Annotated in this window: 15 protein-coding genes and 1 pseudogene; 12 read left to right on the forward strand and 4 right to left on the reverse strand. The window is 41.0% G+C overall.

Annotation, left to right across the window (positions count from 1 at the left end; translation table 11 throughout):
* The first annotated feature begins 12 nt into the window (after positions 1 to 12).
* Positions 13 to 1065, forward strand: a complete 1053-nt coding sequence (gene mnmA / locus F3G86_RS08075; RefSeq protein WP_258030762.1) for a tRNA 2-thiouridine(34) synthase MnmA — start codon at positions 13 to 15, stop codon at positions 1063 to 1065.
* Here mnmA and F3G86_RS08080 read toward each other — a convergent pair.
* Positions 1052 to 1414: a DUF488 domain-containing protein gene (locus F3G86_RS08080; protein ID WP_009294214.1), complete on the reverse strand. Its 363-nt coding sequence runs from the start codon at positions 1412 to 1414 to the stop codon at positions 1052 to 1054. The two genes, mnmA and F3G86_RS08080, sit on opposite strands and share 14 nt — an antisense overlap.
* Positions 1415 to 1587: 173 nt before the next feature.
* On the opposite strand from F3G86_RS08080, the gene F3G86_RS08085 reads away from it, so the two are divergent.
* Both F3G86_RS08085 and F3G86_RS10805 read left to right on the forward strand, forming a co-directional pair.
* Positions 1588 to 2517 carry a ribose-phosphate pyrophosphokinase gene (locus F3G86_RS08085; RefSeq protein WP_021084389.1) on the forward strand — a complete coding sequence of 310 codons (930 nt, stop codon included), beginning with the start codon at positions 1588 to 1590 and terminating at the stop codon, positions 2515 to 2517.
* Between the two features lie 197 nt (positions 2518 to 2714).
* A pseudogene (locus F3G86_RS10805) lies at positions 2715 to 2801 on the forward strand (hypothetical protein); the annotation flags it as partial.
* Positions 2802 to 2847: 46 nt separating this feature from the next.
* On the opposite strand, the gene F3G86_RS08090 reads toward F3G86_RS10805, so the two are convergent.
* The 3 genes from F3G86_RS08090 to F3G86_RS08100 form a co-directional block, all read right to left on the reverse strand.
* Positions 2848 to 3261 (reverse strand): Rrf2 family transcriptional regulator, encoded by a 414-nt coding sequence (locus F3G86_RS08090; protein WP_149723568.1) that lies wholly within the window; start codon positions 3259 to 3261, stop codon positions 2848 to 2850.
* Between the two features lie 99 nt (positions 3262 to 3360).
* Positions 3361 to 4035, reverse strand: coding sequence for an NAD(P)-dependent oxidoreductase (locus tag F3G86_RS08095; RefSeq protein WP_317454232.1), 675 nt, complete (start codon positions 4033 to 4035; stop codon positions 3361 to 3363).
* On the reverse strand, positions 4026 to 4400 hold the full coding sequence (locus F3G86_RS08100; RefSeq protein ID WP_107892537.1) for a cupin domain-containing protein: 375 nt from the start codon (positions 4398 to 4400) through the stop codon (positions 4026 to 4028). The genes F3G86_RS08095 and F3G86_RS08100 overlap by 10 nt, the downstream gene beginning before the upstream one ends.
* Before the next feature lie 152 nt (positions 4401 to 4552).
* Between F3G86_RS08100 and F3G86_RS08105 the strand changes: the two genes are divergently transcribed.
* The 9 genes from F3G86_RS08105 to F3G86_RS08145 all read left to right on the forward strand — a co-directional run.
* Entirely contained in the window at positions 4553 to 5425 is an 873-nt protein-coding gene (locus tag F3G86_RS08105; protein ID WP_149723569.1) for an ABC transporter six-transmembrane domain-containing protein, read from the forward strand.
* Positions 5415 to 6335, forward strand: coding sequence for a cation diffusion facilitator family transporter (locus tag F3G86_RS08110; RefSeq protein ID WP_107892534.1), 921 nt, complete (start codon positions 5415 to 5417; stop codon positions 6333 to 6335). Before F3G86_RS08105 ends, F3G86_RS08110 begins: the two co-directional genes overlap by 11 nt.
* Before the next feature lie 26 nt (positions 6336 to 6361).
* Entirely contained in the window at positions 6362 to 6757 is a 396-nt protein-coding gene (locus F3G86_RS08115) for a transporter (protein ID WP_103590263.1), read from the forward strand.
* An 89-nt stretch (positions 6758 to 6846) separates the two neighbouring features.
* Entirely contained in the window at positions 6847 to 8637 is a 1791-nt protein-coding gene (gene lepA / locus F3G86_RS08120) for a translation elongation factor 4 (RefSeq protein WP_103590264.1), read from the forward strand.
* A 216-nt stretch (positions 8638 to 8853) separates the two neighbouring features.
* Positions 8854 to 9084, forward strand: a complete 231-nt coding sequence (locus F3G86_RS08125) for a 2-hydroxymuconate tautomerase family protein (protein ID WP_009294206.1) — start codon at positions 8854 to 8856, stop codon at positions 9082 to 9084.
* On the forward strand, positions 9078 to 9800 hold the full coding sequence (locus F3G86_RS08130; protein ID WP_149723570.1) for a hypothetical protein: 723 nt from the start codon (positions 9078 to 9080) through the stop codon (positions 9798 to 9800). The genes F3G86_RS08125 and F3G86_RS08130 overlap by 7 nt, the downstream gene beginning before the upstream one ends.
* 10 nt (positions 9801 to 9810) lie before the next feature.
* Positions 9811 to 10368 (forward strand): YajG family lipoprotein, encoded by a 558-nt coding sequence (locus F3G86_RS08135; protein ID WP_087582573.1) that lies wholly within the window; start codon positions 9811 to 9813, stop codon positions 10366 to 10368.
* Positions 10368 to 10937 carry a ComF family protein gene (locus F3G86_RS08140; protein WP_103595682.1) on the forward strand — a complete coding sequence of 190 codons (570 nt, stop codon included), beginning with the start codon at positions 10368 to 10370 and terminating at the stop codon, positions 10935 to 10937. The genes F3G86_RS08135 and F3G86_RS08140 overlap by 1 nt, the downstream gene beginning before the upstream one ends.
* A gap of 114 nt (positions 10938 to 11051) precedes the next feature.
* Positions 11052 to 12630: methyl-accepting chemotaxis protein (locus F3G86_RS08145; protein WP_149723571.1), on the forward strand; the 1579-nt coding region annotated here is incomplete at its 3' end.

The raw sequence follows: 12630 nt of genomic DNA on the forward strand, positions 1-12630 counted from the left end.
AAGATATAAAATATCGCCTTTAAATTTAAAAAAGGTAAAAATATGAAAATAATGGTTGCAATGAGCGGCGGCGTAGATAGCACGATGACGGCTAAATTTCTGCAAGAGGCTGGACATGAGGTGCAAGGCTGCTACATGATGCTTCATCAAAAGCCAGGATATCATGAAGAAAACATCAGAAAAGTCAAAAAAGTGGGCGAATACCTTGGTATCAAGGTGCATATCCTCGATCTGCAGGATAAATTTAACGAATATGTCTATGATCCATTTGTCAGGCTCTACAAAGAGGGCAAAACGCCCAATCCTTGCGCCTTGTGTAATAAATTTATAAAGCTTGGTGCGCTACTTGACTTTGCAAAGGCAAATGGCTGCGAGAAGCTTGCTACTGGGCATTACGTGCAGGTGGTTGATGGTTTTATAACCTGCGCCAAAGATCCTAGCAAGGATCAAAGCTACTTTTTAGCTCAGGTGCCAAAAGAGGTGCTAAAAGATGTCATTTTCCCGCTTGGGGATAAATTTAAAAAAGATATCAAAGAGCTAGCAAGAGGCGTAAAAGTGCTTGAAGAGTTCGCTACTCAGGCAGAAAGCAGTGAAATTTGCTTTGTTGAAAATACCTACATCGAGGTTTTAAACAAGCACTACAACACAAATTTACCAGGCAATGTGGTGGGTAAAGATGGCAATATCATCGGCCGCCACCAAGGCTACATGCACTACACTATCGGCAAACGCCGTGGTTTTGAGGTTTTTGGCGCTCATGAGCCACACTTTGTCATCAAGATAAATGCCGATAAAAACGAGATAGTTGTCGGCACGAAAGATGACCTTGCTCAAAAGGTGGTTGAGCTTGAAAACGTAAATTTATTTATAGATGAAGATAAATTTGAGTGCGAAACAAAGATAAGGTATAGAAGCCCTAAACTTGAGGCTTTTGTAGAGGTTGATAAAGCTAGCAAAACCGCAAAGCTAACGCTAAATCAAAACGCACTTGGCGTAGCGCAAGGTCAGCTTTGCGTGATGTATGATGGTGATCGCGTCATCGCAAGTGGCTTTATAAAGAACTAAGCGCCTCTTTTATAACTTTGACGTGGCTAAATTCTGGCTCTTTGACAGCAGTTAGAAGCGCCACGTTTTTATACTCTTTTTCTAGCTTTTTAAGCTCTTTTAGCCCCTCTTGCTCCTCTTTGCCATTTAGCTCTTGCCTAAATCTTTTGCAAAACTCATCAAACCTAGCCTCCTTATCCTCATGAAACCATGACCTTAGCTCGTTTGATGGAGTGACTGATTTTAGCCAAATGAAGCTAGAAAAGATCTCTTTTTTCACGCCTCTAGGATATAGTCTATCGATAAAGACACCTTTAAAACTCTCGTCGTCGCTTTTAATAAAGTCGTAAATTCTACATATCTTAAACATGTTTGTTATCTTAGTCCTCATAAATTTATAAATATAAAATGGTTTAAAAATTTGGTGTAAATTTTGCCTTTTGGAGTATAAATTTTGGCTAAAATTAGTTGGTAAATAAATTTAAATTTAAAGCTCATTTTGATAAAATCCCAACATAAAAATCACTAAAAAAGGTTACTATTATGAGAGGCTATAAAATTTTCTCAGGCACCGCAAATATTGAGCTTTCGAAGAAAATTTCGCAATATTTGTCGCTTCCGCTCAGTGAAGCTAGCATAAAAAGATTTAGCGATGGTGAGATCAGCGTGCAAATCGGCGAAAGCGTGCGTGGAAAAGATGTTTTTGTCATCCAGCCAACATGTGCCCCAGCAAATATAAATTTAATGGAACTTCTTATCTTAACTGACGCTTTAAAACGCAGTAGCGCAAGCTCTATAACAGCGATCGTGCCGTATTTTGGCTATGCTAGACAAGACAGAAAAGCGGCTCCTAGAGTGCCTATCACTGCAAAACTAGTGGCAAATATGATGCAAACAGCGGGCATCGACAGAGTCGTGACGATGGATCTTCATGCAGGACAAATTCAAGGATTTTTCGACATCCCAGTAGATAACCTTTATGGTAGCATTGTCTTTAACGACTACGTAAAAGCTAAAAATTTACCAAATCCAGTCGTCGCAAGCCCAGATGTAGGCGGCGTAGCTCGTGCTAGAGCCTTGGCGAAAAATCTAAATTTGCTTGATATGGTCATCGTTGATAAACGCCGAGAGAAAGCAAATGAGAGCGAAGTGATGAACGTGATCGGCGATGTTAAAGGCAAAGATGTGATCTTGGTCGATGATATGATCGACACCGCTGGCACCATCGTAAAAGCGGCTGAGATTTTTAAAGAGCGTGGCGCAACTAGCGTAATGGCGTTTTGCACGCACCCAGTGCTTAGCGGACCAGCCTATGATAGGCTAAAACTTGGCTTTTTAGACGAGCTAGTGGTGACTGATACGATCCCATTAAAAGAAGAACTCCCTTGTATAAAAGTGCTAAGCACAGCTTCACTCTTTGGCGAAGTGATACGCCGCGTTTATCACAACGAAAGCGTAAATAGCTTATTTTAATAACCCTTGCAGGCTGGAGCTTCTAGCCTGCTAAATTTATCCGTTTTGGCTGATTGATATTTATCTTTTGGGTTAAATTTCTAGTTAAATACCTGCTTGTGGCGAGCCTAAATTTAAAGTCAAATAAATACAAATCACAATGAAACCTCGCCGCTAAATTTCTACATGCTAGCTACTAAAATTTAAATAAGCCGTAATTAAGATGCAGTGCCGATCAGATCCGTGTGGGAGCTGCGACAAATGCCGTAAGGATCGCACAAAAATGGATCTCGGTGCAGGAGTAGTTTGTAAATTTATTTTGGCTAGAAAAGATCAAGCTCTAGCCAAAATTTATCTTGCAAGCTCGTCTAGTAGGTCTTGCAAAGTAACACTTTTTAGCTCGTTTTCTAGCGCAGTTTGCGCCCTTAAAAAGTGCCCGCTTAAAAGCTCCTCTATCCTGCCACCAAGCGGGCAGGCTTTTGGTGAGTCAGAGTGAATTTTAAAAAGTTTTTCTTTCTCATTTACTGCGTTAAAAATTTCAAGTAAATTTATATCTTTTGGCTCTTTTGCAAGGCTCACTCCACCAACTCCAGCTGCGACATTTACGAGCCCTGCAGCCTTTAGAGTGCCAAGTAGGCGTCTAACGATAACTGGGTTTGTGTTTATGCTGCCTGCTATAAATTCGCTTGTAACCTTCTCGTTTTCAAAAAATTTAGCACATAAAAGTGCGTGTATCGCAGTTGAAAATTTGATGCCAACTTGCATGATCGTCCTTAAATTTTTCGTGATTATACTTAAATTTTCTACCAAAGACAGCCAACTAAATTTGACTTACGAGCCTTTGCAGCTCTCAAATTTATAAACTTACGCTCTCTCGCCAACTGCATTGAAGCGCTTTTGGATAAATTTCTTGTTTTTTAGCTCGTCAATGATCGCAAGCGCAAGGTCTGCGTAGCTGATGTAGCTCTCATTTTGTGAGTTTAGTATGAGATCGTCCCCGCCAAGGACGTATTTGCCGGTGCGAGCGCCATTTTCATCGTAGTCGGCTGCTGGACTTACATATGTCCAAAGCACGTTTGCGCTACCTTTTAGCACAAAATAAGACTCTGCCGTAGCCTTTGCCACGCCCATATATGCTGCTGGGAAGTCTGGGGTGTCCATGAGCATAGTGCCTTTGCTATCAACAAATAACGTGCCAGCGCCGCCAACTACGATGAGTCTTGTGTCAGTGCCTTCTAGTAAATTTAAAAGGTGAGCAGCCGCTTTTTTGTGAAGCGGAAAAGTCTCTTCGCTCCATGCTGCAAATGCGCTGATAACGGCGTCAAAGCCTGCTAGACCAAACTTTGTAAGCTCGAAAATATCTTTATAAACGACCTTTACGCTTTTGTTTTTATACTCTTTGTTTCTAACGATCGCTGTGACGTCGTAACCTTGTTTTAGGGCCTCATTTACTAAATTTGCGCCACTTTTGCCGTTTGCACCTATGATTGCTATTTTAATTGTTTCTCCTTTAAATTTTCTCTTTAAATTTAGAGCCAGCTTGGCTTTACGTCATCAACTATCACTCCGTCACTCATTGTGTATTGCTCTAGGCTACCGCGTTTTGTCTGGATGCAGATCATTTTGATGCCGTTTTTGCCAGCTTTAAAGCACCTTTTACCATCTGGATCTATGCGCACCGCGTCACCTTTGCTTACTTTTATCACTTCGCCGTCGATGAAGAGCTCGCCGTCACCTTCTAGGATGATGTAAAGCTCCTCGTTTTGTTTATGCGCATGGACAAATGGCACGCTCACGTTTGCTGGAAGCTCGTTTATAGATACTTCACAGCCAGTTAAATTTAAAGCCTCTTTTAGCTCGACCCTTGGCTCGTTTGTGATCTTTGCAACCTGATAATTTTTCATTTTGTTCTCCTTGTTTTTTGTGTTGTAATCTTTTTATTTACAACCGATGAGCGAAGTATAGTGATTTTTTGTTGTAATGTCAAGAGTTACAACAAAAATTTTTCAAAATTTATAAATTTGAGCTAAAATTCGCAAAATTTTTAGGAGTAAATTTGCAAAATAACGCCTTTAAAACGCTAAAAGGCATAGCGACCGAGCATAACAAAAAGCTCATTTTGACCTTTACTTTGGTGCTAGCTGAGAACGGACTTTTTCTTGCTTATCCGATATTTGCGGGCTTTGCGATCAACGCAATCATACAAGGCAACACGCTAAATGCCCTTATTTACGCACTTTTTGTGCTCATAGCGTGGCTTGTAGGAGCCATTAGGCGCCGCGTGGATACGCAAGTTTTTGCAAATATCTACGCAAAGCTTGCTGTAAATGTCATCATGAATGAAAAACAAAATGCCAAAGACGACTCCGCCATCATCGCTAGAGTAGCGCTCTCGCGAGAGTTTGTAAATTTCTTTGAGACGCATTTTCCTATGTTTTTTACATCGGTTATTTCGATCATCGGCTCAGCGTTTATGCTCATCTTTGTCGAGCCAAAGGTCGCTGTGGCGTGCTTTGTAGTGATGACCTTTTTTCTTATATTTTTGCCAAGATATATCAAGAAAAATGACGACCTTTATCTTCGCTTAAATGACCGCCTAGAAAAAGAGGCAAAAGTGATAGGTGTTTTTAACAAAAGCACGCTAAATAGACACTACGATGTCGTTTCTAAATTTCGTATAGCGATCTCAAATAGAGAGGCGATGAGCTATTTTATCATCGGTATTAGCGCTTCGCTACTCTTTTTGGTGGCGATAATAGTGCTAAGCTCGCAGCAGACAAATGCCGGCCACATCTACTCTGTGATGACCTATATATGGAATTTCGTCATCAGTCTTGACGACTCGCCAAAGCTCATCGAGGAATTTTCAAATTTAAAAGATATCGGCAAGAGGATCGACGCCGAAAAGAAGGACAATAATGCACAATAAGAGCGTTCTTAGAAATTCATTTTTTCTAATTTTCACGTTTATGATAGTTGAGGCCGTTTTTGGCTTCGTTTCAAACTCGCTTGCGCTCATTAGCGACGCATTTCACATGCTCTCAGATGCTGCGGCTCTCTTTTTGTCGCTGGTCGCTTTTAAGATCGCAGAAAAAAGGGCAAATTTGCAAAAGACCTTTGGCTACAAAAGGGTTGAGATCATCGCTGCTTTCATAAATGCCATCGCTCTTATCGCACTTGCAGTCTTTGTCGTAGTTGAAGCTATCATCAGGCTTTTTAACGAGCCAGAGATAGAGGCTGAAACGATGGTTTTTGTTAGCATTTTGGGGCTTGTGGTAAATTTGATCGTAGCCATTTATATGCATAAAAGCGCTGATACAAAAGAAAATTTAAATATGAAAGGTGCTTATTTGCACGTGCTTGGCGACACGCTTGGCTCAGTTGGCGCTATCGTTGCGGCGCTGCTTATCATGAAATTTAACTTCACGCAGGCCGATAGCATCGCAAGCATCTTTGTCTCGCTGCTCATCATAAAAAGTGGTGCTAGCTTGCTAAAAGATAGCTTTAATATCCTGATCGAAGCCGTGCCGCTTAAGCTTGATACGGATGAAATTTTAGGCGTTATAAAGGGCGTAGATGGCGTTAAAATCGTGCATGACCTACATATCTGGGCGATAAATGCTGGCACAAACGCGCTCATAGCCCACGTGGTGGTGGATGATGCGCTAAGCGTGGCTGAAATTTCAAAGATGATAAAGCGCATCGAACACGAGCTTTCTCACGCTGGCATCGGCCATGTCACGCTTCAGTTTGAGAGCGAGAGCCTTGGACACAAAGATGATCTCATCTGCGAGCTAAAAAGCGAGCATAAGGACGAACATTTTGGGCATCATCACTAAAATTTGACGCAAAAGGCTTAAATTTAATGTTTCGCATAAAAAATGAATATCTAATGGTCGTGGCTATGGGTTTGTTTTGCGTTTTTATGGGCAGTGTCATAGTTTCTCTTATCACAGTAAATTTCGTAGTAGCCTTGATCTGCGCTCTATTTTGTATGAAAAAGGATTATATATTTACTTTGTTGCTGGCGTTAAATTTTGCTCTATATTTTAATGCCATAGACACCCCTTTTGAACAACCAGAGCTTTGGACTTATCACGTGCCAGCACTGGCAAATGCGACATACGGGCTTATCGCTTTAGTTTATGCTTCAGGTTTTCTTGTTTTTTTGCCGCTTATTGCTTATTTTTATTTTTTATATTCACTTTGCGTTGTGCTCTGCGCTTTGTGTAAAAGTTTAAGAGCTAAATTTGAGCTTTAAATTTAAGCCTTGCTAGCCTAGCAAACTCATTTTTACTCAACTTTAACGATTTTTTTTATAAAATCGCCTAAAATTTAACTAGGGATTTCATGAAAAACATTAGAAACTTTAGCATCATCGCTCACATCGACCACGGCAAAAGCACGCTTGCTGATCGCCTCATTCAGGAGTGTGGCGCCGTAAGTGACCGTGAGATGAGCTCGCAAATCATGGACACGATGGACATCGAAAAAGAGCGTGGCATCACGATCAAAGCCCAGTCTGTCCGCCTAAACTACGCACTAAATGGGCAAAATTTTGTTCTAAATTTGATAGACACCCCAGGACACGTTGATTTTAGCTACGAGGTAAGCCGTAGCCTAGCTAGTTGCGAGGGCGCGCTGCTTGTCGTGGATGCTAGCCAGGGCGTGGAGGCACAAACCATCGCAAACGTCTATATCGCGCTTGAAAATAACCTAGAGATCATCCCAGTCATCAACAAGATCGACCTACCAGCGGCTGACCCTGCTAGGGTAAAAGACGAGATCGAGCATATCATCGGACTTGACTGCTCAGGAGCGATCGAAGTGAGCGCAAAAACAGGCGTTGGCATAAAAGAGCTGCTTGAAGCGATCATTACGAGGATCCCTGCGCCAAATGGCGACGCAAATAAGCCTACAAAGGCGCTAATCTACGATAGTTGGTTTGACAACTACCTTGGCGCGCTTGCTCTTGTGCGTGTTTATGATGGTGAAATTTCAAAAAATGATGAAATTTTAGTCATGGGCACGGGCAAAAAACACATCGTGCTTGACCTCATGTATCCAAATCCTATAGCTCCGATCAAGACAAAGAGCCTTGCAGCTGGCGAGGTTGGCATCGTTGTTTTGGGGCTTAAAAACGTTAGCGACGTGCAAGTTGGTGATACGATAACGCAGTCAAGAAATCCTCTAAAAGAGCCAGTTGGCGGCTTTGAGAGGGCTAAGCCGTTTGTTTTTGCGGGACTTTATCCTATTGAAACTGATAAATTTGAAGATCTGCGTGACGCGCTGGATAAGTTAAAGCTAAACGACAGCTCCATTAGCTACGAGCCAGAGACCTCGGTCGCACTTGGATTTGGCTTTAGGGTTGGCTTTTTAGGTCTTCTTCATATGGAGGTCGTCAAAGAGAGGCTGGAGCGTGAATTTGACCTTGATCTCATCGCCACAGCGCCTACTGTGACTTATGAAGTCATCCAAACTGATGGGCTAAATTTAAAAATTCAAAACCCAAGTCAGTTGCCACCAGTCAATAAAATAGACTCGATCCTTGAGCCATACGTGAAAGCGACTATCATCACGCCAAGCGAGTTTTTGGGCAACATCATCACGCTCTTAAACAACCGCCGCGGCATACAAACGAAGATGGACTATATCACGACTGATCGCGTTTTACTTGAGTATGACATACCGATGAACGAGATCGTGATGGACTTTTACGACAAGTTAAAGTCAAGCACCAAAGGCTACGCGAGCTTTGACTACGAGCCAAGCGACTACCGCGTGGGCGATCTAGTAAAGCTTGATGTCAAAGTGGCCGGCGAGACGGTCGATGCACTCTCTATCATCGTGCCTGAGAGCAAGGCACAGACAAAGGGCAGAGACTTCGTAAAGGCGATGAAAGAGATCGTGCCACGTCAGCTCTTTGAGGTGGCGATACAAGCTAGCATCGGTAATAAAATAATCGCCCGCGAAACCGTAAAATCAATGGGTAAAAACGTCACAGCCAAGTGCTACGGCGGCGACATTACTCGTAAGAGAAAGTTGCTTGAAAAGCAAAAAGAGGGTAAAAAACGTATGAAGGCGATAGGTAAGGTGAATTTGCCGCAGGAGGCGTTTTTATCCGTTCTAAAAATAGACTAGCGGCTTATCTTTTGTGCCCTTTTGAAAGAGTTAGTGAAATTCTGGCTTGATGAACTACATGTTCTATCCGCACCAAAATTTCACGTCACAGCTTTCAAAATCATCACAAAATATCTCGCCTTCTTATGAGGTGGCGATACTGCCGCAGCAAGGATATTGTTTTGGTGGATAGGTTTTGATTAAAATTTAAGTACTAAATTTACAAAAAGGAGTGCTATGCCGTTTGTGAAAATTTGCGTGACAAAAGAGGGTGATAGCCCAAGCGTGGAGCAAAAAGAGAAGATGATAAGCGGAGTTACAAAGCTAATAAGCGAAATTTTAGGTAGAAGCGCTCAAAATACCGTTGTCATTATCGATGAGATCGATACGAACAACTACGGCATCGCAGGCGAGAGCGTAAAAAATCTCCGCAAAAAACAAAAAGAGCAAAAGGAAGTGAAATGCTAAGAGCGACATTATTAGCAATTTTTGCAGCCATCTTTCTAACTGGCTGCGTGGCAAAAGCTAGCCTTTGTCTATCATGCGAGGGCATAGACGGCGTGCAAAGTGCAAGCATAAGTAGCGAAGATAAGACCTATTTTGAAGAGGTTATGAGGATCCCAGCTGACTGCAGCGCTTGCAGGGGCAGGGGCGATGGCGTCTTTATAAATGGCGTCAAGTATAGAAGCGACGTGGCGATAAACTGCTGCTTAGAAAAAAATATGATCGACATAAATGTCGGGCTAAAGAAGGTCTATTTTCATAGGATCGTGGATGCTAGAAGCAGCGCAAGGTCGATTTACTATACAAGAGAAGATGGTAGCGGCGTAGTCTTTAACTCAAATCCACGTCTTGAAGTGCTCTTTTATATGTTTTTAAAACGTGAGCTAAATTCGCGTGGCATCGTTGTCGTGGATACGCAAACATCGCCTTATACATATAGGCTTGATTTTAGATTTGACGAGCTTAGAGGCACTTACTCTAGAAGCTCTGAAATTTTAAACGGACATCTATATGGCGAGCTTGTGCTTTCAGATATAAATTTCAAAAAACGAATTCCTATCTCGACCAGACACCACGTGGAGGAGCTTAAGGCGTCAAAAAGCGGTCAGTTTGACTTCTTTATCGCACTTTTAGTCAAGCAAGCTGCCATAAAAGTGGCTGATGAGATAACTAAACTTTGAAAGGAAAAATATGAGTAAATTTAAATTTCTAGCTATCTTTGGGCTTTTTGTCCTATTCTTGAGCGGTTGCACTCCTACTCAGACAGTAGTTGCGTTTGATCCTTACAAAACTGCTGCAAGTCAGCAAGCTAACGGCCTTGAAGTCTATATAAGCGCGGTGCATGATAGTCGCAAAAATAAAAGCACTATTGCAACTATAACCGATGGCAGAGGCACTGTAAAAGAGTATGTCGTGCTTCAAAACGATCTCGCGACTTATTTTAGCGACTCCCTTAAAAGAGAGCTTGCGGCACGTGGCGCAAATGTAAATGGCATGGGTGGCGTTGTGGTTGAAGTTTTCATAAACGAATTTGAAGCAAATATGAGCGGATATGGCAGCGACAACACAAAGGGCAAGATAAAGATCACTCTTAAAATCCAAAAAGGCGATCAAAGTATCATTAAAAATATCTCAAACAACCAAACCAAATTTGAGCTAGTTCGCACTGGCGGAGCATTTAAGCCATTCTTAACAGACATCATAAATGACGCTGTTAAACGCTCTGCGATCGCTATCTTAAATAGCTGATGTTTTGTGCGTTTTGCAAGAGCTTTACGCTAAAGACATTTTGTAAAACCTGCTCGCAAATTTTAAGCGAGCCAAGCCCTGTAGTAAGAGAGCTAGAGGGCTTTAAAATTTATAGCTTCTACGGCTACTCTGAGATCAAAGAGCTCATCCACTCAAAGCACCAAATGCACGGACTTTTTATCTATAAAAATTTAGCCAAATTTGCATTTAAGAAATTTGCTAAAAGCTTTAGCTTTCCAGAGCAAATTTATGCCCTGCCGATAGATGATAGAGTGCATCATGGCTACTCGCACACGGCTATTTTGGCAAATGAACTTCGTGCTAAAAACCTTAAACCCATCTTTCATGCCCTGCATGCTACAAGCAGTGTCAGCTACAGCGGCAAGGATCTTAAATTTAGACAAAACAATCCAAGAAATTTTAAAATTTTAAAAAAGATCACGGCGCCAGTTATCTTGATAGATGACATCGTAACCACTGGCACAACGATACTAGAAGCTAGAGATACGCTTCAAAAAGCAGGCGTTGATGTGCTTTTTGCGCTTGTTTTAGCAGATGCTAGAAACTAAAATTTATGTGAAATTTAGCTTGAAATTTCACACCTAAATAATTGTAAATAGCTATTAACCATAAAAAATTTTTGCCGATATAAAGATAAAATTTTACACAAAGGGATTTTGTTTATGAAAAAAGCAGCAAACAAGATAGCACTCGTTATTGTGGTGCTTTTAGTTGTCTCGCTTGGCGTGTTTTCAACGGTGAATTACACAAATACCAAGGAGAGGATTTATGATCTAGCAAAGGAGTCTAAGACTTCGTCTTCAAAAGTCTTGCAATTTTATATGAATGCATTTTTTGAAGATAAGCTTGCAGCCGTTCAAAATTTTGCTAGTTACCTCGAGGCGCATCCACAAATTTTGGATGACAAAGAGGCTTTAGAAAAAGTGCTGATGAACGCAGCACAGGTTACTGATTTTTCTGAGTTTTACTTTGGCTATGCGGCTGATGGTGCTGTTTATAACGCTGTGCTTGATGGCAAAGAGCGTAAATTTATGGTTTTTGATCAGAGAAAAAACTATGATGCGAGGGTTAAAGGCTGGTACAAGGACGCTATTGCAAAAGAGGGCATTATCTTTTCAGCTCCATATACAAGCTCAGCTGGTGGCTTAAATTTAACTATCGCTAAAAAGATAGTTGTTGATGGCAAGGTTGTTGGTGTCTTTGGCGTGGATATGGGCATAGATAAGCTTGACAATGAGCTTAATAAGATAAAACCAACTTCAAGTAGCGCAATAGCTTTGATGGATTTAGAGCACAAAAAGATCATACACTTTACTCACAAAGATCTTGTCCTTTCTGACTCTAGTGAAGCTATGAAGATCATTGACGACTACTCAAACGAGTATAAGAAAAATGGCGATAAAACATTTACTTACAATCTTAGAGGCACAGAAAGACTTCTTGCTTGCGAGCTTTACGATCAAGCAAACTGGCTTGTATGCTCTGCAAACTCTTGGAGCGATTATGACGCAAGCCTTAGCAAAACACTTGTCTCACAAGTCATCTCATCAGTTATATTTATAATAGTCATCGTAGCACTTCTTATATTTATCGTTAGCAGATCACTTAAGCCACTTTCAAAGATATCTGATTCGCTTATTTCGTTCTTTAAATTTCTAAACTACGAGATCAAAGAGCCAGTTAAGTCAAATATCGTTTCTAAAGATGAATTTGGCGTTATGTCTTCTCTTATAAATGAAAACATCCAAAAGATCCAAACATCTAAAGAAAAAGAGAACACCTTCATCCAAAAAGCCAACACCTTTGTAAATGAGATAAAAGATGGCAACTACGAAGCAAGCTTAGAAGCAGATACTAATAACCCAGCTCTAAATCAACTAAAAAGCACATTTAAAGATCTACAACTTGCTCTTAAAAATGCAATCTCAAGTAACGGCAAAGATGTACTTGATCTACTAAACACTTATAAAAACCAAGACTTTACAAAAAGACTTGATGATGATGGTAAGATAGCAAGTGGCATAAACTCTCTAGGCATAGAGATATCTAAAATGCTAAATGACAATCTAAACCAAGCACAAGTACTAGAAGAAAAAGCTAAACTTCTAGCTGAATCAGTATCTAAAGTAGCAAGCTCAGCAAACACTCAAGCAAATAGCTTACAAGAATCTGCTGCTGCAGTTGAACAAATGTCTAGCTCAATGAATGCCATCTCTCAAAAGACAGCTGATGTTATAAGAC

The sequence above is a fragment of the Campylobacter concisus genome (assembly GCF_902460595.1).
Lineage (GTDB): Bacteria > Campylobacterota > Campylobacteria > Campylobacterales > Campylobacteraceae > Campylobacter_A > Campylobacter_A concisus_BL.

Coding starts and splice junctions, on each gene's coding strand:
- F3G86_RS08110 (WP_107892534.1), top strand. CDS start 5,415: ATGCACAATAAGAGCGTTCTTAGAAATTCATTTTTTCTAATTTTCACG.
- F3G86_RS08125 (WP_009294206.1), top strand. CDS start 8,854: ATGCCGTTTGTGAAAATTTGCGTGACAAAAGAGGGTGATAGCCCAAGC.
- lepA (WP_103590264.1), top strand. CDS start 6,847: ATGAAAAACATTAGAAACTTTAGCATCATCGCTCACATCGACCACGGC.
- F3G86_RS08130 (WP_149723570.1), top strand. CDS start 9,078: ATGCTAAGAGCGACATTATTAGCAATTTTTGCAGCCATCTTTCTAACT.
- F3G86_RS08085 (WP_021084389.1), top strand. CDS start 1,588: ATGAGAGGCTATAAAATTTTCTCAGGCACCGCAAATATTGAGCTTTCG.
- F3G86_RS08140 (WP_103595682.1), top strand. CDS start 10,368: ATGTTTTGTGCGTTTTGCAAGAGCTTTACGCTAAAGACATTTTGTAAA.
- F3G86_RS08135 (WP_087582573.1), top strand. CDS start 9,811: ATGAGTAAATTTAAATTTCTAGCTATCTTTGGGCTTTTTGTCCTATTC.
- F3G86_RS08100 (WP_107892537.1), bottom strand. CDS start 4,400: ATGAAAAATTATCAGGTTGCAAAGATCACAAACGAGCCAAGGGTCGAG.
- F3G86_RS08080 (WP_009294214.1), bottom strand. CDS start 1,414: ATGTTTAAGATATGTAGAATTTACGACTTTATTAAAAGCGACGACGAG.
- F3G86_RS08115 (WP_103590263.1), top strand. CDS start 6,362: ATGTTTCGCATAAAAAATGAATATCTAATGGTCGTGGCTATGGGTTTG.
- F3G86_RS08090 (WP_149723568.1), bottom strand. CDS start 3,261: ATGCAAGTTGGCATCAAATTTTCAACTGCGATACACGCACTTTTATGT.